This window comes from Syntrophales bacterium, from assembly GCA_026417625.1.
Taxonomy (GTDB): Bacteria; Desulfobacterota; Syntrophia; order Syntrophales; family UBA8958; genus JAOACW01.
The window spans coordinates 170981-194077 of the sequence record JAOACW010000003.1; the positions used below are offsets into that span (position 1 = coordinate 170981).

At 44.0% G+C, this 23097-nt stretch carries 37 protein-coding genes; 31 read left to right on the forward strand and 6 right to left on the reverse strand.

The window, feature by feature from the left end; translation table 11 throughout:
• Positions 1-11 precede the first annotated feature (11 nt).
• From rplD to lptD, 31 genes are all read left to right on the forward strand, one after another.
• Positions 12-635 carry a 50S ribosomal protein L4 gene (gene rplD, locus N2317_03585; protein MCX7816578.1) on the forward strand — a complete coding sequence of 208 codons (624 nt, stop codon included), beginning with the start codon at positions 12-14 and terminating at the stop codon, positions 633-635.
• Positions 635-922 (forward strand): 50S ribosomal protein L23, encoded by a 288-nt coding sequence (gene rplW, locus N2317_03590; GenBank protein MCX7816579.1) that lies wholly within the window; start codon positions 635-637, stop codon positions 920-922. The genes rplD and rplW overlap by 1 nt, the downstream gene beginning before the upstream one ends.
• A 31-nt stretch (positions 923-953) precedes the next feature.
• Complete coding sequence (rplB, locus tag N2317_03595; GenBank protein ID MCX7816580.1) at positions 954-1775, forward strand: 50S ribosomal protein L2; 822 nt, start codon at positions 954-956, stop codon at positions 1773-1775.
• 3 nt (positions 1776-1778) lie between these two features.
• Positions 1779-2060 (forward strand): 30S ribosomal protein S19, encoded by a 282-nt coding sequence (gene rpsS / locus N2317_03600; protein MCX7816581.1) that lies wholly within the window; start codon positions 1779-1781, stop codon positions 2058-2060.
• Positions 2061-2090: 30 nt separating this feature from the next.
• The gene (gene rplV / locus N2317_03605) at positions 2091-2426 is read left to right on the forward strand and encodes a 50S ribosomal protein L22 (GenBank protein ID MCX7816582.1); all 336 of its coding nucleotides are present in this window, start codon (positions 2091-2093) and stop codon (positions 2424-2426) included.
• A 16-nt stretch (positions 2427-2442) separates the two neighbouring features.
• Complete coding sequence (gene rpsC / locus N2317_03610; GenBank protein ID MCX7816583.1) at positions 2443-3099, forward strand: 30S ribosomal protein S3; 657 nt, start codon at positions 2443-2445, stop codon at positions 3097-3099.
• A gap of 14 nt (positions 3100-3113) precedes the next feature.
• On the forward strand, positions 3114-3536 hold the full coding sequence (gene rplP / locus N2317_03615) for a 50S ribosomal protein L16 (GenBank protein ID MCX7816584.1): 423 nt from the start codon (positions 3114-3116) through the stop codon (positions 3534-3536).
• On the forward strand, positions 3526-3717 hold the full coding sequence (gene rpmC, locus N2317_03620; protein MCX7816585.1) for a 50S ribosomal protein L29: 192 nt from the start codon (positions 3526-3528) through the stop codon (positions 3715-3717). Before rplP ends, rpmC begins: the two co-directional genes overlap by 11 nt.
• Before the next feature lie 3 nt (positions 3718-3720).
• Positions 3721-3978 (forward strand): 30S ribosomal protein S17, encoded by a 258-nt coding sequence (gene rpsQ / locus N2317_03625; protein MCX7816586.1) that lies wholly within the window; start codon positions 3721-3723, stop codon positions 3976-3978.
• A gap of 18 nt (positions 3979-3996) precedes the next feature.
• On the forward strand, positions 3997-4365 hold the full coding sequence (gene rplN, locus N2317_03630) for a 50S ribosomal protein L14 (GenBank protein MCX7816587.1): 369 nt from the start codon (positions 3997-3999) through the stop codon (positions 4363-4365).
• 1 nt (position 4366) lies between these two features.
• Complete coding sequence (gene rplX / locus N2317_03635; protein ID MCX7816588.1) at positions 4367-4687, forward strand: 50S ribosomal protein L24; 321 nt, start codon at positions 4367-4369, stop codon at positions 4685-4687.
• A gap of 9 nt (positions 4688-4696) precedes the next feature.
• Positions 4697-5239 (forward strand): 50S ribosomal protein L5, encoded by a 543-nt coding sequence (gene rplE / locus N2317_03640; GenBank protein MCX7816589.1) that lies wholly within the window; start codon positions 4697-4699, stop codon positions 5237-5239.
• A 31-nt stretch (positions 5240-5270) separates the two neighbouring features.
• Positions 5271-5456 carry a type Z 30S ribosomal protein S14 gene (locus tag N2317_03645; GenBank protein ID MCX7816590.1) on the forward strand — a complete coding sequence of 62 codons (186 nt, stop codon included), beginning with the start codon at positions 5271-5273 and terminating at the stop codon, positions 5454-5456.
• A gap of 18 nt (positions 5457-5474) precedes the next feature.
• Positions 5475-5876, forward strand: a complete 402-nt coding sequence (rpsH, locus tag N2317_03650; GenBank protein MCX7816591.1) for a 30S ribosomal protein S8 — start codon at positions 5475-5477, stop codon at positions 5874-5876.
• A gap of 15 nt (positions 5877-5891) precedes the next feature.
• Positions 5892-6434, forward strand: coding sequence for a 50S ribosomal protein L6 (gene rplF, locus N2317_03655; protein MCX7816592.1), 543 nt, complete (start codon positions 5892-5894; stop codon positions 6432-6434).
• A gap of 23 nt (positions 6435-6457) precedes the next feature.
• On the forward strand, positions 6458-6832 hold the full coding sequence (gene rplR, locus N2317_03660; GenBank protein MCX7816593.1) for a 50S ribosomal protein L18: 375 nt from the start codon (positions 6458-6460) through the stop codon (positions 6830-6832).
• A gap of 15 nt (positions 6833-6847) precedes the next feature.
• The gene (gene rpsE / locus N2317_03665; protein MCX7816594.1) at positions 6848-7348 is read left to right on the forward strand and encodes a 30S ribosomal protein S5; all 501 of its coding nucleotides are present in this window, start codon (positions 6848-6850) and stop codon (positions 7346-7348) included.
• 14 nt (positions 7349-7362) lie between these two features.
• On the forward strand, positions 7363-7548 hold the full coding sequence (rpmD, locus tag N2317_03670; protein MCX7816595.1) for a 50S ribosomal protein L30: 186 nt from the start codon (positions 7363-7365) through the stop codon (positions 7546-7548).
• Between the two features lie 4 nt (positions 7549-7552).
• Positions 7553-7987, forward strand: a complete 435-nt coding sequence (rplO, locus tag N2317_03675; GenBank protein ID MCX7816596.1) for a 50S ribosomal protein L15 — start codon at positions 7553-7555, stop codon at positions 7985-7987.
• 68 nt (positions 7988-8055) lie between these two features.
• Positions 8056-9306 (forward strand): preprotein translocase subunit SecY, encoded by a 1251-nt coding sequence (gene secY, locus N2317_03680; protein ID MCX7816597.1) that lies wholly within the window; start codon positions 8056-8058, stop codon positions 9304-9306.
• Between the two features lie 3 nt (positions 9307-9309).
• Positions 9310-10077, forward strand: a complete 768-nt coding sequence (gene map, locus N2317_03685) for a type I methionyl aminopeptidase (protein MCX7816598.1) — start codon at positions 9310-9312, stop codon at positions 10075-10077.
• 21 nt (positions 10078-10098) lie between these two features.
• Positions 10099-10320 (forward strand): translation initiation factor IF-1, encoded by a 222-nt coding sequence (gene infA, locus N2317_03690; protein MCX7816599.1) that lies wholly within the window; start codon positions 10099-10101, stop codon positions 10318-10320.
• A 15-nt stretch (positions 10321-10335) separates the two neighbouring features.
• Positions 10336-10449, forward strand: coding sequence for a 50S ribosomal protein L36 (gene rpmJ / locus N2317_03695; GenBank protein MCX7816600.1), 114 nt, complete (start codon positions 10336-10338; stop codon positions 10447-10449).
• 33 nt (positions 10450-10482) lie between these two features.
• Positions 10483-10848 carry a 30S ribosomal protein S13 gene (rpsM, locus tag N2317_03700; protein MCX7816601.1) on the forward strand — a complete coding sequence of 122 codons (366 nt, stop codon included), beginning with the start codon at positions 10483-10485 and terminating at the stop codon, positions 10846-10848.
• 18 nt (positions 10849-10866) lie between these two features.
• Positions 10867-11259: a 30S ribosomal protein S11 gene (rpsK, locus tag N2317_03705; protein MCX7816602.1), complete on the forward strand. Its 393-nt coding sequence runs from the start codon at positions 10867-10869 to the stop codon at positions 11257-11259.
• A 29-nt stretch (positions 11260-11288) separates the two neighbouring features.
• A complete protein-coding gene (gene rpsD / locus N2317_03710) occupies positions 11289-11915 on the forward strand; it encodes a 30S ribosomal protein S4 (GenBank protein ID MCX7816603.1) in 627 nt (208 codons plus the stop codon).
• A gap of 30 nt (positions 11916-11945) precedes the next feature.
• The gene (locus N2317_03715; protein ID MCX7816604.1) at positions 11946-12959 is read left to right on the forward strand and encodes a DNA-directed RNA polymerase subunit alpha; all 1014 of its coding nucleotides are present in this window, start codon (positions 11946-11948) and stop codon (positions 12957-12959) included.
• 45 nt (positions 12960-13004) lie between these two features.
• On the forward strand, positions 13005-13403 hold the full coding sequence (gene rplQ / locus N2317_03720; GenBank protein ID MCX7816605.1) for a 50S ribosomal protein L17: 399 nt from the start codon (positions 13005-13007) through the stop codon (positions 13401-13403).
• Between the two features lie 118 nt (positions 13404-13521).
• The gene (locus N2317_03725; GenBank protein MCX7816606.1) at positions 13522-13782 is read left to right on the forward strand and encodes an EF-Tu/IF-2/RF-3 family GTPase; all 261 of its coding nucleotides are present in this window, start codon (positions 13522-13524) and stop codon (positions 13780-13782) included.
• Positions 13783-13795: 13 nt separating this feature from the next.
• Positions 13796-15124: a bifunctional folylpolyglutamate synthase/dihydrofolate synthase gene (locus N2317_03730; GenBank protein MCX7816607.1), complete on the forward strand. Its 1329-nt coding sequence runs from the start codon at positions 13796-13798 to the stop codon at positions 15122-15124.
• 17 nt (positions 15125-15141) lie between these two features.
• Positions 15142-17523 (forward strand): LPS assembly protein LptD, encoded by a 2382-nt coding sequence (gene lptD / locus N2317_03735; GenBank protein MCX7816608.1) that lies wholly within the window; start codon positions 15142-15144, stop codon positions 17521-17523.
• Positions 17524-17554: 31 nt separating this feature from the next.
• Here lptD and N2317_03740 read toward each other — a convergent pair whose 3' ends face one another.
• Genes N2317_03740 through fliF form a run of 6 tightly spaced genes read right to left on the reverse strand, consistent with a single transcriptional unit; the run spans position 17555 to position 23095 of the window.
• Positions 17555-18151, reverse strand: coding sequence for a hypothetical protein (locus tag N2317_03740; GenBank protein ID MCX7816609.1), 597 nt, complete (start codon positions 18149-18151; stop codon positions 17555-17557).
• Complete coding sequence (gene fliJ / locus N2317_03745; GenBank protein ID MCX7816610.1) at positions 18138-18581, reverse strand: flagellar export protein FliJ; 444 nt, start codon at positions 18579-18581, stop codon at positions 18138-18140. The genes N2317_03740 and fliJ overlap by 14 nt, the downstream gene beginning before the upstream one ends.
• 5 nt (positions 18582-18586) lie before the next feature.
• The gene (gene fliI, locus N2317_03750) at positions 18587-19900 is read right to left on the reverse strand and encodes a flagellar protein export ATPase FliI (GenBank protein MCX7816611.1); all 1314 of its coding nucleotides are present in this window, start codon (positions 19898-19900) and stop codon (positions 18587-18589) included.
• 18 nt (positions 19901-19918) lie between these two features.
• Entirely contained in the window at positions 19919-20593 is a 675-nt protein-coding gene (locus tag N2317_03755; protein MCX7816612.1) for a FliH/SctL family protein, read from the reverse strand.
• Positions 20580-21575: a flagellar motor switch protein FliG gene (fliG, locus tag N2317_03760; protein MCX7816613.1), complete on the reverse strand. Its 996-nt coding sequence runs from the start codon at positions 21573-21575 to the stop codon at positions 20580-20582. The genes N2317_03755 and fliG overlap by 14 nt, the downstream gene beginning before the upstream one ends.
• Positions 21572-23095, reverse strand: a complete 1524-nt coding sequence (gene fliF / locus N2317_03765) for a flagellar basal-body MS-ring/collar protein FliF (GenBank protein MCX7816614.1) — start codon at positions 23093-23095, stop codon at positions 21572-21574. The genes fliG and fliF overlap by 4 nt, the downstream gene beginning before the upstream one ends.
• Between the last annotated feature and the right edge of the window lie 2 nt (positions 23096-23097).

Genomic DNA, 23097 nt, shown 5'->3' on the forward strand with positions numbered 1-23097 from the left:
GGTATAGTACTATGCCAGTTGCGCCGGTATACAACATAAACCACGAAAAGGTAAAGGACATAGAGCTCAGCGATCAGATATTCGGGGCTGAGATTAATGAGGCAGTTATTTATGAAGTTGTGAAGATGCAACAGGCATGCAAGCGAAAAGGGACAGCTTCAACAAAGGAGCGGGGAGAGGTCTCCGGTGGGGGGAGAAAACCGTGGAGGCAGAAAGGTACGGGAAGAGCCCGAGTCGGAACGATTCGTTCTCCATTGTGGAGGCATGGTGGTACAGTGTTTGGGCCCAAACCCAGGGATTATTCCTATAGAGTTCCCAAAAAGGTGAGGCGGTTGGCATTGATTTCCGCATTAAGTATGAAATTTAAAGAAGATCGCATGATAATTCTGGATGATTTTCCATTGGATGAGATTAAGACCCGCAAGTTCAGAGAAGTTATAGATAGGTTTGGTCTTGATAAGGCACTAATCGTTGTTGATGGAGATCGTCCAGTTCTTGATAAGTCCTCAAGAAACTTAAGAAATGTGAAAATGTTAAGGGCTGAGGGTTTGAATGTATATGATCTTTTAAAATTTGATCACGTTGTTTTTCTGGAACCTGCAGTGAAGATTGTGGAAGGGGTGTTGCAGAAGTAATGGAAATTCATGATGTTATAAAAAGAGTGGTTGTGACTGAGAAAAGTACTATCCAAAAAGATGAGGAAAATAAGTACGTTTTTGAAGTGGATCGCCGGGCGAATAAGATAGAGATCGCAAGAGCTGTAGAAAAGTTGTTTAAGGTTAAGGTGGTCGATGTGCACACTATGAATTACCAGGGTAAGAAAAAAAGACTGGGAAGAATTGTAGGCGAAAGGCGATCCTGGAAAAAAGCAATAGTTACCCTTGCTCCAGGTAATCGTATAGAGATATTCGAAGGTGTTTGAGTGTTGAAGTTGTGTGAAGGGGTTTTAGCATATGGGTATTAAAGCGTATAAGCCAACGTCGCCAGGAAGGCGTTTTCAAACCTGTTCTGATTTTGAAGAGATTACAAAAAGTGAGCCGGAGAAGAGTCTGCTGAGGCCGCTTCCCAAAACAGGAGGAAGAAACAACTACGGGCGTATGACTTGTCGTCATATGGGTGGCGGTCATAAAAGGCTTTACAGGGTTATAGACTTTAAAAGGGATAAGGTGAGTATTCCGGCAAGAGTGGCCAGTATTGAGTATGACCCGAACCGGAGTTGTAGAATTGCCCTTCTCAATTACGTAGACGGGGAAAAAAGATATATAATTGCTCCTGACAAGCTTCAGGTGGGAGATGTAGTCGAAAGCGGCGAGAATGTTGATATAAAACCCGGCAATGCCTTGCCACTTAAAAACATCCCACTGGGAACTCTTATACATAATGTTGAGTTGAGACCTGGTAAAGGTGGTCAGCTTATAAGATCAGCAGGTTCGTTTGGGCAACTGCTGGCAAAAGAGGGTAGATACGCTCAGGTGCGTTTGCCATCGGGAGAGGTTCGAAAAGTGCTTCTGGAATGTCGGGCTACAATAGGTCAAGTTGGGAACGTTGAACACGAAAACGTGAGTATCGGGAAGGCCGGTAGAAGTCGATGGTTGGGTATAAGACCTAGAGTCCGCGGAGTAGCGATGAACCCGGTGGACCATCCCATGGGTGGGGGTGAGGGTAAAACTTCTGGTGGTCGACATCCTTGTACTCCATGGGGAGTTCCTACGAAGGGTTACAAGACAAGAAGGAAAAAATTGTCTGATAAGTACATTGTAAAGAGAAGGAGATAAAACGTGGCACGTTCGGTTAAAAAAGGCCCTTACGTTGATCCTAAACTTTTGGAGAAAATTCGCAAAATGGAAACGTCTGGGAGTAAAGCGGTAATTAAGACCTGGTCGAGAAGATCGACAATCGTGCCTGAAATGATAGGTTATACTTTTGCCGTGCATAATGGAAAAAAATTTATACCTGTTTTTGTGACAGAAAATATGGTTGGGCATAAGCTAGGGGAATTTGCACCTACGAGGACCTTTTATGGGCATGCGGGAGATAAAAAATCAAAGGTTCGGAAATAGATAGTTTCGGGTAAAGGGGAGTTGATAGTGATGGAAGCGAGGGCAGTTGCGCGATATGTTAGGGTTTCGCCACAAAAGGCGCGACTCGTGATAGACTTGATTAGGGGTAAGCGGGTTGAGGAGGCCCAGCGGATACTTACCTTTACCAGAAAACGGGTAGCACCGATTATAAAGAAACTGTTAAATTCTGCTGTTTCTAATGCTAAGCAGAACCCTAACATAGACAAGGATATACTGTTTGTTAAGGAGGCTTATGTTGATCAAGGTCCTACTCTTAAAAGATGGAGAGCTAGGGCTCTTGGAAGGGCAGTGGCTATTAGAAAGAGGACAAGTCACATCACAATAGTGTTGGACGAGTTGCAATAACAGCGGAGGTGAGAGGTTGGGTCAGAAGGTTCATCCCATTGGTTTTCGATTGGGTTTTATAAAACGATGGCAGTCGTTGTGGTATGCGGAACGAAATTATGCTGATTTGCTGCACGAGGATATTAGGATAAGGTCTCATCTGAAACAAAAACTCTATCATGCTGGTATTTCTAGGATTGAAATAGAGAGGGCTGCCAATAAGGCTAAGGTAAACATATATACTGCTCGTCCGGGTATCATAATTGGAAGGAAAGGTGCGGAGATTGAAAGAATAAAAAAGGAATTGGAAAGGATAAGCCAAAGCGAAATTATAATTAACATATTGGAAGTTAGAAAACCTGAAGTAGATGCACAGTTGGTGGCAGAGAACGTAGCCATGCAGTTGGAACGGCGAATCTCGTTTCGAAGGGCAATGAAGAAGTGTGTAAGCGCTGCGCTTAAATTCGGTGCTAAAGGTATAAAGATCTGTTGTTCGGGGCGACTTGGTGGTGCGGAAATCGCTCGGTCGGAGTGGTATCGGGAAGGACGCGTACCTCTTCATACTTTGAGAGCGGATATCGATTACGGATTTGCGGAAGCGAGGACAACATACGGACAAATTGGGGTTAAAGTTTGGATTTTCCACGGGGAAGTGTTGCCTTCAAGGGCTGAAGCAGTAATTAAACAGCGTTAGCGAGGAATTTAGCTATGTTGGCTCCAAAAAGGGTTAAGTATAGGAAAGTACAGCGGGGTCGAATGGGAGGAAAAGCCATTCGTGGTAGTACTATTGCCTTTGGTGAGTATGGTCTTCAGGCGTTAGAATGCGGATGGATCACATCTCAGCAGATAGAGGCGGCCCGTATTGCGATAACCCGGCACATGAAGAGGGGTGGAAAGGTGTGGATTAGAATATTTCCTCACAAGCCAATCACAAGAAAACCTGCGGAAACCCGTATGGGTAAAGGAAAGGGTTCTCCTGAGGGTTGGGTGGCTGTAGTGAGACCAGGAACCGTTCTTTATGAGGTTAAAGGGGTGCCTAAGGATGTCGCACAGGAGGCTTTACGCTTGGCGTCTCATAAACTGCCGATTAAAACTCGTTTCATGACGAGAGGTTTGTCCGATGAAGGCTGATGAGTTGAGGGAACTCGCTAACGATGAGCTCCAGCGCAAAGAACGGGAGCTCAGGGAAGAGTTATTCAGACTTCGTTTACGTAAACACACTGGTCAACTTACCTCTCCGGCCCTCATTGGCAAGATCCGTCGGGATATTGCGCGGATCAAAACGGTGTTACGGGAAAGGGGGATAAAGTAGAGCGTGGAAACAAGGGGTAAGCGAAAAACATTGCAGGGTGTGGTTGTTAGCAACAAGATGGATAAGACCATTGTGGTGAAAGTTGAACGGCTTACGAAGCACCCTGTATTTCATAAATACGTTCGACGTTATAAGAAGTATAAGGCCCATGATGAGAAAAATGAGTGTAACATTGGGGATAGGGTGCTCATTGTGGAATCGCGACCCTTAAGTAAAGAGAAACGTTGGCGACTCCGTGCTATTCTCGAAAAAGCGAAGTAAAAGTGAGGTGAGGTTCCTATGATTCAAATGCAGACTATTCTCAACGTTGCTGATAATTCTGGTGCCACGAAGGTAATGTGTATTAAGGTGCTTGGTGGGACCAGGAGAAGATATGCTCGTGTGGGAGATGTTATCGTGGTATCAGTTAAGGAGGCGCTTCCTAATTCGAAGGTAAAAAAGGGTGATGTAATGAAAGCAGTTGTGGTACGCACAGTTAAGGAAGTTCGCCGTGCTGATGGTACTTATCTCAAGTTTGACGATAATTCCGCGGTATTGATATCGAATCAATTGGATCCAATTGGTACGAGGATTTTTGGACCGGTGGCGCGGGAGCTTAGGGCCAAGCAATTTATGAAGATAGTTTCTTTAGCTCCAGAGGTGATATGAGATGCGTGTGACAAAGTTGAAGAAAGGGGATATGGTGAAGGTTCTCGCTGGTAAGGAAAAGGGTAAAACGGGAAAAATTCTAAAGGTGATACCGGAGAAGTGCCGAGTGATAGTGGAAAAGGTAAATATTGTTAAGAAGCACAAACGTCCGGATGTTCATGGAAAAGGCGGGATTTTGGAGAAGGAGGCATCTATTCACCTGTCGAATGTGGCCTACTTGTGTAGTAAGTGTAATACAGGAGTTCGTATAGGGTATAAGGTACTGGAGGACGGCAAAAAGGTTCGTATCTGTAAAAAATGTAACGAAGTTTTGGATACATAGGCTTGAGCAATGGCGAGATTAAAAGAGTATTACAGAAGAGAAGTGGTTCCAGCTCTTATAAAAAAGTTTGGTTATAAGAACCCCATGGAGGTTCCTCGTTTGGAGAAAATAGTGATCAACATGGGGTTAGGTGAGGCAATCCAAAATCCTAAGGTGCTGGACATAGCATCTCAAGAATTGGCAAGTATAACTGGGCAAAAGCCGATCATTACGAAAGCCAAAAAATCGATATCAACTTTTAAGCTTCGGAAAGGTATGTCAATTGGATGCTGTGTTACATTGAGGCGCGACAGGATGTATGAATTTTTCGACCGTCTTGTTAACTTTAGTCTGCCACGGGTTAGGGACTTCAGGGGTATTTCTCCTCGTTCCTTTGATGGGAGAGGTAGTTTCGCAATGGGAATCAGGGAGCAGATAATTTTCCCAGAAATTGACTATGATAAGGTCGACAAAATCAGGGGTATGAATATAGTGGTTGTTACTACGGCTAAAACAGACGAGGAGGCACGAGAGTTACTCCGTCTGTTGGGTATGCCTTTCAGAGGCATGTGAGCATCTCTTTTGTGAGGGGAGGCTTTAAACTGTGGCGAAAAAATCATTGATAGCAAAGGCAAAGAGAAAACCTAAGTTTTCGGTTCGAGCTTATAATAGATGTCCTTTGTGTGGAAGACCTCGGGCTTACTACAGGAAGTTTAAGATGTGTCGAATTTGTCTTAGGCAACGTGCACTAAAAGGTGAAATACCTGGGGTAATTAAGGCTAGTTGGTGATTAAGTGGGGGTTTACGTATGGCAGTTACTGATCCTATCGCGGATATGTTGACAAGAATTCGCAATGCGAATCGGGCGTTTTTTAAGAGTGTGGATGTGCAAATGTCGAGAATGAATTGTTCAATTGCTGATGCTCTGAAACGTAGTGGTTTCATTGACGGTTATGAAAAATGCCTGGACGAAAAGAAACACGAGATGCTTAGGATATATCTCAGGTACTATAATGGTAAAAAGCAGGTTATCAGTGGTCTGAAGCGCATAAGCAAACCTGGTAGAAGAATCTACGTGAGATGTGATGAGATTCCGAGGGTCATGAACGGCTTAGGCATAGCTATATTGTCTACATCCAAAGGGATTTTGACCGATGATGAGGCTAGAAAGGCACGCGTAGGTGGTGAGCTCTTATGCCAGGTTTGGTGATGGAGGAAATTTGATATGTCCAGAATTGGTAAAAAACCAATTGAGTTACCACCGGGAGTTCAAGTTACTAGACAGAATGGATGTATAAAGGTAGCGGGGCCTAAAGGTACTTTGCACTATAATATTCCCCGTGGCATAGAAGTTAGACAGGAGGATAACAAACTTGTGGTGGAATGTGTCACCTCGGACAGGAAGGGAAAGGCGCTACACGGGCTAGCTAGAACCTTGATTGCAAATATGGTTACCGGAGTGACTGTGGGTTATGAGAAGGCTTTGGAAATTTCAGGGGTGGGGTACAGAGCTGAACTGGGGCAAGGTGTGTTGAAGTTGAGCCTGGGTTATTCCCATCCTATTGAGTACCGGATCCCCGAGGGAATTAGTATTCGTATTGATAGACAGGTAAATATTGTCGTCTCGGGGATTGACAAGGAGCTGGTTGGGCGTGTAGCTGCAGAAATACGGGCTTTTAAGGAGCCTGAGCCTTACAAAGGTAAGGGTATAAAGTATGTAGGTGAAAAGATAATACGCAAGGCAGGAAAAACTGCGGGCTCGAGGTAATTTTTTAAAAAGAGGGTGTAAGGTTGGCAACGAAAAGGTTGGAAAAGGTTAGAAAGATTAGAGAAAAGAGAGAAGCGCGAGTTAGAAGTAAAATACGGGGAACTGTTTTGCGTCCAAGATTATCTGTTTTTCGGAGTGCGAAACATATTTATGTTCAGGCTATTGCGGATGATATAGGCAATACACTTGCCGCGGCTTCCACCCTCAGCAAGGAGTTGAGGGATAGGATTGTGGGTTTGAAGAAAACTGAAGCGGCGAGGGAAGTGGGACGCCTGGTAGCGGAGAAGTTATTGGCACGGGGTATTGAAAAGGTGGTTTTTGACAGAGGTCGTTTTAAGTATCACGGAAGAGTAAAGGCCTTAGCTGAGGGAGCACGACAAGGAGGGCTTAAATTTTGAGGTGTGGTTCTGACAATGGAAATAAGAGACTTTGAAGAGAGCATACTGATCGATAGGGTGATCGCCATAAAGAGGACTGCGAAGGTTGTGAAGGGAGGTCGCAGATTCCGTTTCAGTGCAGTCGTTGTGGTGGGCGATGGTAAGGGTTCGGTTGGAATTGGTTTGGGTAAAGCTCATGAGGTACCGGAGGCTATTCGCAAGGGTATGGAAAAGGCCAAGAGGAGTATGCGGAAAGTTGCGATAGTGAACCGTACAATTCCTCATGAGATAATCGGTGAATGGGGAGCTGGTAAAGTTCTTTTGAAACCTGCCTCGGAAGGCACGGGCTTGATAGCAGGTGGTGCGGTGCGGGCTGTACTTGAAGCTGCTGGGATTCAAAATGTTCTTACTAAGTGTCTTGGTTCTCATAACCCCCACAATCTGGTGAAGGCAACACTAGATGGTCTTATGAAATTGAGGGATCCCGACGAGGTTGCGATGCTGCGTGGTTTAAAGAAGACAACGAGTCTCGACTAAGGGGGGACGAGAGGGTGAGTAAAATTAGGATAACTCTTATAAGAAGTTATATTGGTAGACCGGAGAAACAGAGGAGGATTCTTCGGGGATTAGGTTTGTTACGCAGAGAGCGGTCAGTTGTCCTGCCTGATACACCTGAGATACGGGGTATGGCGGAGAAGGTTGCCCATCTTGTTAAAGTTGAAAGGGTTGAGGAATAAGGATATGGATCTTTCTTCATTGAGATGTCCCTTGGGTGCCAAAAAGAAGAAGAAACGTGTCGGTAGAGGGGATGGCTCTGGCCATGGGGGAACAGCTTGTCGTGGACATAAGGGTCAAAATGCGCGATCAGGTGGGGGTGTTTCCCCTGGATTTGAAGGTGGTCAGATGCCTCTCGTTCGGCGAGTACCTAAGAGAGGTTTTCGCAATCCGTTCCGCAAGAAGATCCTTATAGTGAATCTTGAACAGTTGAAAGATTTTGAGGCACACAGTGTAGTGGATGAAAACTCCCTGAGGGCAAAGGGAATTGTCAGTAAAAAAGGAGACGTTATAAAACTCCTTGGCCGGGGTGAAGTTAAGGTTCCGCTAAAAGTGAGATTGCAACATGTAAGCGAAGGTGCTCGTCGAAAGATAGAGTCTGCTGGCGGTACCGTGGAGTAAGGTGAGGAACATTGCTGGACGGCGTATCCAATATACCGAAGATTCCCGAACTTCAAAAACGGATATTGATGACCTTTTTGTTGTTAGTGGTGTACCGTATCGGTGCCCACATACCTACACCTGGTATAGATGCCCATGCGTTAGCAGCGTATTTTGATCAGGCACGGGGATCGCTCCTCGGGTTATTCGACATGTTTGCTGGGGGAGCACTGAGTAATCTATCAGTGTTTGCTCTGGGTATAATGCCATACATAAGTGCTTCCATTATTCTGCAGTTGCTAACCATAGCGGTTCCTTATTTGGAACAGCTGTCCAAAGAGGGAGAGCTAGGGCGGAGGAAAATTACTCAGTACACAAGATATGGTACAGTGATTCTGAGTCTTATTCAGGGTTTCGGAATAGCTGTGGGAATGGAGAATATGGCAGGACCGACGGGTGCACCCATTGTAATCGAAGGGGGATGGAGTTTCCGCTTTATGACGATGATTACCCTCGCAGCAGGGACGGCGTTTTTAATGTGGTTAGGAGAGCAGATAACAGAGAGAGGTATAGGAAACGGAATATCTTTGATTATATTTGCTGGTATTGTGTCTAGGGCACCGGAAGCCATATTCAATACATTTAGGTTACTCTCCGCAGGAGAAATGGGTATATTCTTTATTTTGATTCTTTCTATCATGATGGTCGCTGTGGTGGGTATTATAGTATTTGTTGAGGGAGCTCAGAGGAGAATTCCGGTGCAGTATGCTAAACGTATTGTGGGACGGCGAATTTATGGTGGTCAGACTACGCATTTACCGTTGAAGATAAACACCGCGGGGGTGATACCACCTATCTTTGCCTCGTCTATAATAATGTTCCCTGCAACCATCGCTAATTTTATTCCTCATCCATGGATGAAAGGAGTAGCCGATGTTCTGGTTCCGGGGCGATTGATTTATGAAGTTCTTTATGTTATTTTTATCATTTTCTTCTGTTATTTTTACACCGCTGTTGTTTTTAACCCTGTAGATGTAGCGGATAACATGAGAAAATACGGAGGTTATGTGCCAGGGATCAGACCGGGGAGGAAAACTGCGGAATACATTGACACTGTTCTTTCGCGGTTAACATTCAGTGGAGCTATCTACGTTTCCGCTATTTGTGTTTTGCCGAGTATTCTTATAAGTTACTTTAATGTACCATTTTATTTTGGGGGTACTGCTCTTCTGATTGTTGTGGGTGTTGCATTGGATACAGCGGCACAGATAGAAACTCATCTTCTGGCTAGGCAATATGAAGGCTTTATGAAAAAAGGAAAAATTGCAAGAAGACGGTAATGGTTGCCGAGAGTAACGGGAGCTATGATTTTTCTTAGGCAGCCAGACGAAATAGAGAAAATTAGGGCTAGTAATATAATAGTGGCGGAAATCCTGCAGGAACTTAGAGGAATGGTAGTTGAGGGAATTCAGACAAGGGAACTGGATCGTATTTCTGAGGAGTTGGCGGTAAAAAAAGGGGCAAAACCAGCTTTTAAGGGATATCGTGGTTATCCATTTTCGCTGTGTGTATCTGTTAATGAAGAAGTTGTCCACGGTTTGCCTTCGTCTCGTGTGCTAACCAGTGGGGATATAGTTAGTCTTGATTTCGGAATTCTCTATCGAGGATATTATGGCGATGCTGCTATTACTGTGGGGGTGGGGACAATATCTGAAGAGGCTTCTCGCTTGATCAAAGTGACGGAGGAAGCGCTGTATATTGGTATAGAAGAGGCAAGAGTTGGAAATCGATTGGGAGATATATCTGCGGCCATCCAGGAACATGTGGAGAGTGCAGGATTTTCTGTGGTAAGGGAATTTGTAGGGCATGGGATAGGTCGTAGTATGCATGAGGATCCGCAGATACCAAACCATGGCACAAGGGGTAGGGGCATACTGCTAAAAGCGGGTATGGTATTTGCGATTGAGCCAATGGTGAATGCGGGTACGTATCATGTAAAGGTGTTGCCCGACGGTTGGACTGTGGTTACCGCCGATGGCAAACTATCGGCTCATTTTGAGCATACCATTGCCATTACAGAAAATGGACCTGTCATTTTGAGTAAATGCTGATTATTGGAAGAGTAAGTTTTTATGCCGAAAGAAGCACCTATTGAAGTAGAAGGCACGGTAATTGAGCCTTTACCGAATGCAATGTTTCGTGTTGAACTTCCCAATGGCCATAGGGTACTTGCCCACATTTCTGGGAAGATGAGAATGCATTATATTAAAATTTTGCCTGGTGATAAAGTGATCGTTGAGCTCTCGCCATATGATTTGACAAGAGGGAGAATTGTCTACAGAGAGAGTAAATAGCTGAGGAAGAGTGTTATGAAGGTCAGGGCATCTGTGAAGAAGATATGTGATAAGTGTAAGATTATAAAAAGAAAAGGGGTATTGCGGGTCATCTGTGAAAACCCAAAGCATAAACAGCGTCAGGGATAATAAGATCTTTGTTTGAACATAGGGAGGTAAAAAGTGGCCAGGATTGCGGGGGTTGATTTGCCCAAAAACAAGAGGATGGAAATAGCTCTTACGTATATTTATGGTATTGGACGTTCCAAAGCTCGGCAGATTCTCACTGAGGCTGGGGTGAGTTTTGATAAAAAAACGGATGATCTGACGGATGAAGAGATCTCTACCATAAGGGATATTATTGACAAGAAGCATAAAGTGGAGGGTGATCTGCGCAGAGAAGTGGCTATGTCTATAAAGAGGCTTATGGACATGGGATGTTACCGCGGGTTGCGTCATAGAAGAGGTCTTCCCGTAAGGGGTCAGAGAACCCATACCAACGCTAGGACGAGAAAGGGACCCAGAAGGGCGATTGGTCGTAAGAAGTAGATCGGTTAGGAGGAATGAATGGCAAAAAGGGTTAGCAGGACGGGTAAAAAGAAGGAGAGGAAAAATGTGCCGGAGGGTATTGCCCACATACAGTCCACGTTTAACAATACAATAGTTACAATTACCGATTTAAGTGGTAATGTTATAGCATGGTCATCTGCTGGTGTTCAGGGGTTCAAGGGTTCGAGGAAGGGAACCCCATTTGCAGCGCAGATGGCAGCAGAAGATGCAGTGAAAAAAGCAAAAGAACATGGTATGCGCAGTGTTCAGGTTTATATAAAAGGTCCTGGTGCCGGCAGGGAGTCAGCTCTGCGGGCTCTGCAGGCTGCAGGGTTAACAATCACGCTAATAAGGGATGTGACACCCATACCGCACGATGGTTGTCGTCCCCCTAAACGTAGACGGGTTTAACATATAACAAAACGTAAGGAGGCGATTTTTTGGCAAGTTATCGTGGTCCAGTTTGTAGGATTTGTCGTAGAGAGGGTTTAAAACTCTTCTTGAAAGGTGAGCGTTGCTATACAGACAAATGCTCATTTGAGCGACGGGATTATGTTCCCGGTGATCATGGGCACGTAAGAAGGAAATTGTCTGATTACGGAGTCCAGCTCAGGGAAAAGCAAAAGCTGAAGAGAATTTACGGTTTGCAGGAAAGGCAATTCCGGAGATATTTTGAGGAAGCTGATCGCCAGAAAGGTATAACGGGAACGAATCTTTTACTCCTTTTGGAGCGTAGGCTCGACAACATAGTGTTTCGTTTGGGTTTTGCCACTTCCAGGAGGGAGGCACGACAGTTGGTGAGACATAACCATTTCCTGGTCAATGGCAAGAAGGTTAATATTCCATCATACCTAATTAAGGTGGGTGATGAAATACAGGTACGTGAGCGGAGCAGGTCTATCGCCAGAATTAGTGAAGCTATGGAGGCAGTTGAACGAAGAGGTATTCCTCATTGGTTGGAGTTGGACAGAGATAATTTCCGGGGGTATGTTAGATCGTTGCCCACTCGTGAAGATTTGACAATGCCCGTTAAGGAGCAGCTTGTCGTAGAGTTCTATTCAAAGTAAATTTTTAGCAAATCAGAGGAAAATTAGAATATGCAGAGAAATTGGCGTAGTTTGATACGACCTAAACGCATAGAAATTAATGAGAGCACACGCACACGGTTTTACGGGGAATTTGTTTGTCAGCCCCTGGAGCGAGGAATGGGTATAACGCTGGGAAATGCTCTAAGAAGAATACTCCTCTCCTCCATACCTGGTGCTGCTATAGTATCAGTTCGTTTTGATGGGGCGCTTCATGAATTTACTTATTTGCCAGGCGTTAAAGAAGACATAACCGACATAATCCTTAACCTTAAGGGTGTGCGTATAAAACTACATCAGGGTGGACCGAGGACGTTGAGGCTGGATGTGGCCCGCGAAGGAGAGGTGAAGGCGGGGGATATTATTGCTGATCCTACGGTGGAGATCTTAAATCCCGATCACCACATTGCGACTCTTTCCGCTCATGGAGTGCTTAGGGCGGAGATGCAGGTTCGCATGGAGAGGGGATATGTGCCGGCAAAGCGGGAAAGGGACCCTGACCAGCCAGAAGGTACTATAAATATAGATGCCCTTTTTTCGCCCATCAAGAAGGTTAATTATACGGTTACATATGCCCGTGTAGGCCAGATAACTGATTACGACCGCCTCGTCCTTGAGGTGTGGACCGATGGGAGTATTAAGCCGGAGGAGGCTGTATCGTATGCTGCGAAAATATTGAAGGATCAACTGGAGATATTTGTAAACTTTACTCATGTTGATGTTGGGGAGGAGGCAGAAGAGGAGGTCAAACCCAAAGTGGATACAATTAGTGCGTTAAATGAGATACTGTTGAGACATGTTGATGATCTAGAGTTATCGGTGAGGTCTGCGAATTGCCTGAAGAATGCAGGCATCAATCTCATAGGTGAGTTGGTCCAAAAAACAGAGGCGGATATGTTGAAGACGAAGAATTTTGGGCGCAAATCTCTTAATGAAATCAAAGAGGTTCTTGCAGAACAAGGACTCAGTTTAGGTATGAAACTTGACTTCCCTCCCTGGAACACGAAATCTCAAGGGGAAGGGTGAAAATAATGAGATCTACTTGAACGTTTTGGAAGAGAGGTATTTTTTATGCGACACTTAAAGGCGACATGCAAGCTGGGGAGAACGACGAGTCATAGAATAGCGATGTTCCGTAATATGGTAACATCTCTGTTAATGACGGAACGGATAAAGACAACAGATGCGAAGGCTAAAGAATTGCGCCGGATTGCAGATCGTATGGTTACTCTAGGTAAGCGGGGAGATCTTCACGCGAGGAGGATTGCACTGTCATACGTGCGTAATAAAAGAGCTGTGAAGAAACTTTTTGAAGAACTGGCAGTGAGGTATAAGGATCGGGCTGGTGGTTATACCCGCGTTGTGAAGCTTGGATACCGTCGGGGGGACAACGCTCCAATATCAATTGTGGAATTCATTCAGGAAGGTGCCGAGAAGAAGATTAAGAAAAAGACCCCCGTGACTAAATAGAGAAAATTTTTTCAGAGGGAGGCCGACGTTTTAAGTCGGCCTTTTTTTATTCTTGAGTTTTTCCGGAAAAGAGAGTAAATTCGCGTTGAAAGTGTAACTCCAATGAGGAGGTTGGATTATGGCTGAACAGAAGGTAGGTGAGGTTGTAAAGTTTTTTGCAAAACCAAGTGTTGCAGCTGTCAAGATCACAGAGGGTGAACTAAGTCTCGGGGATACAATAAAAATAACAGGACATACAACGGATTTCACACTGAAGATCGAGTCGATGGAAATAAACAACGCTAAAGTGGAAAAGGCAGTAGTGGGAGATTATGTGGGAATAAAGGTGTCAGATCGAGTCCGTCCCGGGGATGAAGTATTCAAAGTAATTCCGGATTAATCTGTAAGAGTTGATGGTTGATTTTGGCCATGGATCCAGCAGTGATAGGGCCCATGGCTTTTTTGTGTTAAGAGAAATGGATTACAGGGGAGCGCTTGCTTATCTGGATCGTCTTGAGAGGAAAGGTATTCATCTAGGTCTCTCCGAGTTGATGCAAGTATTGGCAAGGCTGGGAAATCCTCAGGAGGGTTTTCCCTCCGTTTTAATTGGTGGTACAAATGGCAAGGGGTCCATCGCCTCGCTAATGACTTCAGTTTTACGGCAGGAAGGATATCAAGTGGGGTTGTATACATCCCCTCATCTGGAAGATATTCGGGAACGTATAAAGATCAACGGTGAGGATATCTCTCAGGATGATTTTACGGCATGCGTTGAGCTTGTTTGTGACGCTGACTCAGAGAGAAGTCTGAGTTACTTTGAATTTCTCACCGCCTGTGCTTTTGTTCATTTTTTCCATGAAAAGGTGGACATTGCCGTCGTTGAGGTAGGAATGGGAGGGCGTTTTGATGCCACCAATGTGTTGAATCCATTGGTCTCAGTTATATCGAATGTATTTTCTGAACACCGTGAATTTCTAGGTCGAACCATTGCTCAGATAGCGAGAGAGAAGGCGGGTATAATCAAACAAGGGGGTGTTTGTGTAACATCTACTAATCAGAGACAGGTGGTGGAAATTTTCGAAAGGATTTGCAGAGAAAAGGATTCATCTTTTTTTCGTGTGGGTCGTGACTTTAAGTATCGGTGCTTTAAAGATGGTTCATTTCATTATTGGGGTTTACATAGAAGCTTCAAAAATTTGTACTGTTCCCTAACTGGGGATCATCAGGTGAGAAATGCCGTTACCGCTTTAGGAGCCTTGGAGATTCTTGCTGAGCGTGAGGGGTTTGTGCTTAGCGAACGGGGAATACGGGAAGGTTTGATTGGGACTTTTTGGCCGGGCAGACTGGAATCATTCCAGACTGATCTATCCTTCATTCTCGATGGAGCACATAATCCTGCAGGTATCCGTGCACTCTGTCGTTATTTAAAAAAAGCTTATCCGGAAAAGAATATAGTCATGGTGTTTGGAGTGCTTTCCGATAAAGACTACAAGGCAATGCTTAGGTCTATTAGGACTGTGACAAAAAGTATAGTGCTTACGAAACCGGAAGTTGAAAGGGCCCGGGATCCTGAGGAGATGGTATCGACGGCTCGTTTGCTTTTTCCCATGGTTCAATTAACACGCACCCCTGAGGAGGCCCTCAATGTCGTGAGAGAAGTTGCTGCGCCTGAAGACATAGTTGTCGTAACTGGGTCTCTTTATCTTGTAGGAAAGATGCGTGGCATACTTAGAGAAACATGAAGAGATATTTTTTGCAAATGTTCTTCTTAGTTTTTCTGTTTTTTCCCGGAAATATCCTCTCCGCTGAGAAGGGTGAAGTAAGGGGTCGTGTTGTTGATCCTTCAGGTAAAGGACTCGCTGGTGTGGAGTTGTTACTTGTTGAGGATCAACCTCTCACAAGCGAGACAGATTCAGAGGGGTTTTTCACCATTCATGTATTTCGGGAAGGCACGTTTAATCTGCTGATTAATAAAGTAGGATACTTTCCTCTTTTTAGGGAAGTTCGTCCTACACCCGAAGGAGAGTTACCTCTTTATGTGCTTTCTCCCCTTCCCATGGAACCTGTTGAGGTAGGAAAAGGGGATAGAGTACCGGTTATGGTTGAGGCTCTTGTTCTTATGTCCGAGCAGGATTCAGATACATATTATGGAGAGGGGCAGGTTAAGGTCATCTATGAGGATGCTGTGTTAACAGCGGATAAGGCAAAGCTTAATTTACAAACAAACAGAGGGGAAGCATCGGGAAATGTTGTTTTTAAAAGTGGTGGTGATTTCCTCGAGGGTGAAAGTCTTGTGTGGAATATCAAAGAGAAAACAGGGGTGGTGGAAAATGGAAAGGTGTTTGTGTTGCGTACCCATGTCTATGTTCGGGGAGATAGGATTGAAAAACTCTCAGGGGATACGTATCATGTGATTAATCCTAAACTGACTACTTGCGACGGGGAAAAACCTGATTGGAAGGTGAAAGGTGATGAATTGAAGGTAACCCTTGAGGGATACGGTATATTGAAGAAAGGGGTTTTCTGTGCGGCGGATATTCCCATTTTGTACAGTCCATATTTAGTGTTCCCGGTTAAAACTAAAAGACAGTCAGGGTTTCTCTTACCGCGTTTTTCTTACTCCCGTGATAAACTGGGGTTTGACGTTACTGTCCCATATTTTTTCGCAATATCGGAGGATAAAGATGCTACACTCTATCCCCGGTATATGAGTCAACGGGGATTTCAAACCGGGCTTGAGTTCAGATATGCCCCTTCCGAAACAGTTAAAGGGGTGATCTATGGAGATTTTTTGAACGATAGAAAGAAGGTGAAGGAGGAGGTAGGAGATATTTCAAGGAATTGGCAAGATCCTCATAGGCGTTGGTCCTTTTATTTTCATCACGAGCAGCAGTTTGACCCTTCCCTCGGGTTGAGAGTAGATGTCGTGCGAGTTTCCGACCCGTTCTATTTCCGTGATTTCTCGTCGTACAACTACTTTTTGGAGAATTACTCGAAAGATAAACAGCAACCCTTCAAAAACATATCCTTTCTAGCTGACGAGACTTTGCGGTTAATCGATTCTACAGTGCGACTTGTTAAGGTAAATCCGTTTGTAAATTCAACGATATTGATTAAACGAACGGAAAATCTCATGGCGAATTCCAATGAGAATACTTTACAACGCTATCCTGAGGTAAAGATAACAGCGTCGAAAACCCCTCTTTTTTCTTCGTTTTTATTCGGTGAGGGCACAGTAACGTATGATTATTTTTACAGACAAAAGGGGCAGAAGGGACACTATCTGGATGTCAATCCTACGATTTCTCTACCTTTTGATGTGGGAGATATTGGCAGTGCAATAGCGTATGCGGGTTTCAGAGCTTCGTTATGGAGTAGGGATGACTCGGATAAGTCGGAAAATTCAAGGAGTGGTGAGAGGGAGGTGTATTCCACTGGTATTTCTATTTACAGAGACATGTGCAGGGTATTCGATATTGATGGCAAGGAGATTAAGAAACTTTTTCATGTTATAAGACCAGAGTTGACCTATGAGTACACCCAGCATTTTCATCAACGCACTTCTCTTCCCGATTATGTTGAGCGTGTTCAGAATACGAACTTAATAAAATACGGGATATCAAACACATTGAATGCAAAGATAATCGATGGAAAAGATCGGTTCCGATATGATGAGATTTTTCGACTGAAAATAACGCAGACGTACGATGTTAAAGAGGCGCAACGGGATAACGGAGAAGAGAAGCCTAAACGGCCTTTTGGAGAGATAGTAATGGAAATGGATGCCCATCCTTTTAAATACGTTTCTTTCTCTGCAAGGAACAATTTTAATGTTTATGAAAAAAACTTATCTCAAGCGAATTACGATGCTTCGGTTCAGGATAACAGAGGAGATCTTGTAAAAATCTCCTACCGGTACACGAAAGACAAGGTTGAGCAAACCAACCTTTCTGTTAAGGCGGTTATGACAAAAGAACTTAACTTCAACTTCTCCGCAAGATGGGACCATCTAAACGACCGCTCTGTGGAGAAGATTTACGGGATTATGTATTCCAGGCAGTGTTGGTCATTGGGTATAGATGTGGCGGATCGCCACAACGATAGGGCCTTTTCTCTGAAATTTTCAATCTTTGGACTGTAATGGGTACAGGGTTTGATGCCTAAATGATTCTTTATTTCTGTTCTATTGAGAAGTTGAACTTCGTAAGTTCTCTAGTAATTTCAATTGCTTTGGCAGTATTCATCGCTGAAATAACGGCGCCTGCTTTGTCTCTCTTCATGTTCATTGCAATACCTGCCGCTGTTTTAGTGTCGAGTTTTTCTAGAATTGCGGCGGCTTTTACTGGTGATGCTGATTCGTATATTTTGGCAAGTTGCTTGTACCGTTTAGTTTCCTCTTCTTTTTCAACCTCTAATTTTTGTTCAATGCGTTTTTCTAAATTCATAAGCTGGTCAATTTTCCCCTCAATTTCCCTTTTTAAGGCCAAAAGTGCTTGTTCTTGAGCTCTAAGGTTAGCTTCCCTATCTTCAACCTCTTTTAATTTCTTCTCAAGAACGTTGTAAAGTTCCCGTTCCTTCGTGATATTGATGTCTAGCAGGTCTTTAGGTTGTTCCGCAGAGAAACCTTTATGCTCCGTAGATTTCAAGCCCTTGGACTCGTTCATTGAAGAGAGTGTTTTGCCAAATAGATGTCCCCCGATGGCTACTTTGAGGATTAAAAGGGTGATTAAAGCTATCTGAATGATTAAAAGACGCTTATTCATGCTCATTTTTTGTAAATCTTAGAATAGCTGATTCGTCAAAGAAGTTTTTTTCTTTTGTCTCATGGTGTTGTTTGAATTCCTTAAAATGTTTTTCTTTAAGTTTCTCCAGCATCTTTCGTTCTTTCATTACAGAAAGTAGATCCTTGCGTTTTTTTTCAGCGAGTGCTTTCATCTCCTCAATTTGTCTTTCTTTCTCTCTTATCTCTCTGCTTAATTGTCTTATAAATTTGTAACTGATAGCAATTTCGTCCGTTGTAATCGGACAACTCTGGAGTTTGCGTAGTTTGTCAATCATCCCCTTTTTCTCCTCTTTCATCTCATTCAGGGTATACTGTGCTTTCTGTATTTCCTGGAGGTAGCTGTGGTACTCCATAAGAACCTTTTCTTCTTTCGCTTTTTTCGCGTTTAGAACTGACTGCAATTTAAATACAAACATTGAAACTATTCTTCAAAAATTTCGAAAAGATTTTTCTTTGTTGTTTCAAAATCAATTTTTTCATCGATGTCCTGTCTGAGGAAGTCGTTAACCTTATCTATCATTGCGATTGCGTAGTCTATTTCGGGATTTGAACCTTTTACGTAAGCTCCAATGTTTATAAGGTCCTCTGCTTTTCTGTAAGTGGCAAGGATATTTTGAAGTTTCGTCGCTTTTTTCATGTGTTCTTCATCCACTATGTCTATCATTACTCGACTTACACTCTGGAGGACATCAATAGCGGGATAGTGCCCTCTGTTAGCCAGTTCTCTGCTCAGGACAACATGTCCGTCTAGAATTGATCTGGTAGCATCGGATATGGGTTCGTTGAAGTCATCTCCCTCAACGAGGATAGTGTAAAGACCTGTAATGCTGCCTTTGCCCTCAATCCTCCCTGTTCTCTCCAGAAGCTTTGGAAGTAGACTGAAGACCGAGGGTGTATATCCCTTTGTAGTGGGTGGTTCACCCACGGAAAGACCTACCTCCCTTTGGGCCATAGCGAATCGGGTTAGGGAGTCTACCATTAGAAGAACATCTTTCCCCAAATCTCGGAAGTATTCAGAGATGGTCGTTGCCACGTATGCAGCCCTCATTCTTATCAGTGGGTGACGATCCGAAGTTGCAACAACTACAATAGATCGTTTGAGACCTTCCTTACCAAGATTTTTCTCGAGGAATTCTCTGACCTCTCTACCCCGCTCTCCGATTAGTCCGATTACGTTTACATCCGCCTGCGAATTTCTAGCCATCATTCCCAAAAGGACGCTTTTCCCTACGCCGGTTCCTGCGAAGATTCCCATACGTTGTCCTTTTCCACATGTAAGCACTCCATTTATAGAACGTATACCCAGGTCAATTGGCTCGGTTATCCTGGCCCTTTTCAGAGGGTTTATAGGGTCAGCGTATATTGGGTATTCTTTCTCAGCGGATATTGTTCCTTTTTCATCAAGTGGGTGCCCAAGACCATCTATAATTCTCCCCAATAGTTGGGGTCCTACGCCGATACTGGCTTTTTTTCCTAGAGAGACAATGCGGCACCCCGGACCGAGCCCCTGAATGGAGTCCAGAGGCATGAGTAAAACTCTGCCGTTTTTGAATCCTACCACCTCTGCCATGATCGGATTTACGCTATCCGTCGGGTAAATAGCGCATAATTCTCCCAGTGATGCCACCGGTCCATGTCCTTCCACGACAAGTCCGACTATTTCACTTATTTTACCGTAGACCTGAATGAACCTCTTTTCTCTGATTAACGTGGAGTACTTTGCTAAATCGATCATAATTTCTTACTATTTCAATTACTCTTTTAGGCTTTGTAGCGTGTTTTTCATGGCTTGTAACTGCTGTTCAATTCTGGCATCTATTTCCCCGGATTTTGTCACTATGAGTGCGCCTCCGCGGCCAACGGAGATGTCTTCCTTAAATACGGGGTTTCTAAGGCCATCGAACTGGCTGAAGAATTCGTTCTTTATTTCCATAAGGAAACGATAATCTTCTGGGTGCAGATGTATGATTAGATTATCCCGTTCAAGTGTCGTATTTATAGCTGCCTTCAGCGTGTGGCAAATTGTCTCTCTTTGCGTTTCGATTTCGTGATGGATGATCTTTTCCGCCATTGTGAGGGATAGATCCACGATGTCTGCTTCTGTTTGTTTGATTAGGTTATGTCTCAACATCGAAAGTTCTTTTACAATGGATGCCAGCTCGTCGATTTTTCTTTTCAGCTGTTGCTGGTATCTTTCTTCCGTTTCCCTTTTGCCTTTTTCGTAGCCCAGTTCAAAGGCTCTTCTTTCTCTGAGGGGTATCTCTTCCTCGTAAATCTTGTTTATCCTCTCCTCCCATTCTTTTTGGAGAGTGCTCTTTTTCCTTGACCCATGAGGAGTTTCATCAGTACAAGTTTCCCCATCCTTTGATTGCAGATCTATAATTTTAACTGTATGGCTTTTAATGATTCTCGTTTTATACAAACTCATCCTCTCCCGCACCCCGGGCAATCACAACACGGCCTTCTTCTTCGAGTTTCCTCGCCGTTTCCACGATTGTTTTCTGTGCCGCCTCTACCTCCGAAACACGGATTGGAGGCATCATCTCCAGCTCCTCTTTGAGCATTTCGGCAGCTCTCTTAGACATATTTTTGTAAAATTTTTGTCTCCCCGATTCGTCTACGAGCTTCAATGCTTTTGCAAGTACTTCTGAAGATATTTCTTTTAGAATTTCCTGGATGCTTCTGTCGTCCAGTTTAAGGATATCGTCGAATGTAAACATGAGACTTCTTATTGAGCTTGCAAGTTCTGGATCGGTTTCTTCAAGGGTGTTTATTATACTGTTTTCAGTGTTGCGGGAGAGACGGTTGAGTATTTCCGCCGTCACTTTGATTCCTCCAACTTGCTGCTCTGATATGGATGCCACAAGGAGTTCTTTTTCTAAAGTTTGGGCTATCTCTTCTATGATCTCATGAGGAACGGTCTTCAGGTTAGCAATCCTCCTTATGATTTCACACTGCATCTCTAACGAGAAGTTATCCAGGATCTGTGCTGCCTGTTCAGGTTTCAAATGTGAAACAATGAGAGCAATGGTTTGAGGATGCTCGTTCTTTGTAAATTCCATAAGTACCTGTGGATTTATGTCTCTGAGCTTCTCAACGATGGGATTTTCGGTGTTTTTTGCTTTGTCTACCTCAGCCAGTATAGGTAGGGCATCTTTCTCCCCTAGGGCTTTTACGACAATTTTTTTTGCTGCATCTTCAGTAACGGCAATTGTGCCTCCTGTCTCTTTCGCCAGTTGGAGAAATTCCCTGGCTACACTTTTTATCACCTCTGCGGGGATGATTGATATGCGATTCATGTACTTTCCTAAACGGCGAATCTCTTGGGGACGAAGATTTTTCATCACCTCCGCTGCCAGATCTTCTCCAAGGGCAAGTAACATTATTGCGGCCTTTTCCTCGTTTGTCATCGCACCCAGTTCCTCAGAATTTCAGCAAATTTTTTTGCATCGGTGCTTGCCAAATGTCGGATGATTTCTGTTTCAGTTTTCCCAGAGAGATCTTCTACTGCAATTTGAAGTGGTGCTTCTCTACCTTCTAAGATTTTTTGAGAAGGTTGACTGAAGCTTGTCGGAACAGGCTCAACCTTCTCCGTTAACACTTTGACGAGAGGTCGAATAGCTAGGAAGAGGACACTGACAAAAGCAACTAGTAGTATGACATATTTTACCACTGACATTGCAGGGTTTAATATAGAATACCAGTCAAAACCCGAGGGTGAACTGTCGACCTCTACTTTACTTAACGGCAAACATGAAACAACTACCTGATCACCACGATTTGCATCAAACCCTGCAGATTTTCTGACCAATTCCTCAAGAACCTCGATTTCTTTCTTTGATCTTTCCTGGAAGGTTTCTTTCCCCTTTTCATCCTTTACGTATGTCCCATCTACGACTACTGCGATAGAAAGTTTCTTTATATCGCCAACGGGCAGAATGGTTTTCTGCGACACTCTATTGATCTCGTAATTTATGGTCTCTTCTGCCCGCTGTTGTTCCTGACTCCCTGATGCAGATCTGGCTGCGCCTGTGGTATTTTTGCTTTCGTGTTTTTGTATGCTTCTCACTACGGCAGATTCTGGGTCAAATAGTTCTTCTGTTTTTTCTGTAACCCGAAAGTCGAGATCTGCGGCTACTCTCACTATTGCCTTTCCCTTTCCTACCACTTTTTCCAGCATACTTTGTATTTGGTTGGCAATTTCTCTTTCGAGATTTTTCTGGTACTCTACCTGTGTAGCCGATAATCTTGAGAGGCGATTGTCTGCGGGATTTCTGGAGAGGATGTTACCCCTACTGTCGATGACGATTACATCTTCTGGGGTCATGCCTTCCACGCTTTTAGCTACAAGATTAACTATGCCGTCGACCTGGTCGGGACGCAAGCTTCGACCAGGTTTCAATTTAAGTGTGACTGAAGCTGACGGTCTTTTCTGCTGGTCAACGAATAAGGATTCCTTTGGTATGGCTATGTGAACCCTGCTTTGTTGGACACCTTCAATACTGTTTATGGTTCTGGATAGTTCTCCCTGTAATGCTCGCCGGTAGTTCACCTGTTGTTCGAATTCCGTTGCTCCGAATGTCTTGTTGTCAAATAGTTCAAAACCAACAGTCCCTCCCCGTAGCGCCCCTGATGAAGCCAGCTCGATCCTCAATTCCGGGACTCTACTGGACGGTGCGTATATGGTATCCCCTGAGGGTGATAAGCGGTACGGAGTTTTTTTCTCCTGAAGTTTCGCCACGACCGATGCGGCATCTTCACTGGAAAGACCGGAGAACAATACCTGATACTCAACCCTGTTCACCATGTAGACGAATATAAGTAGAAGTAGAAGTGTCCCTATGCCGGAGGCGATTATTATCATTTTCCTGCTTTTGGACAGTGTGTTAAAGTTACCGCGAAGTTGGTTTATAATTTTTAGTGCATTCATAA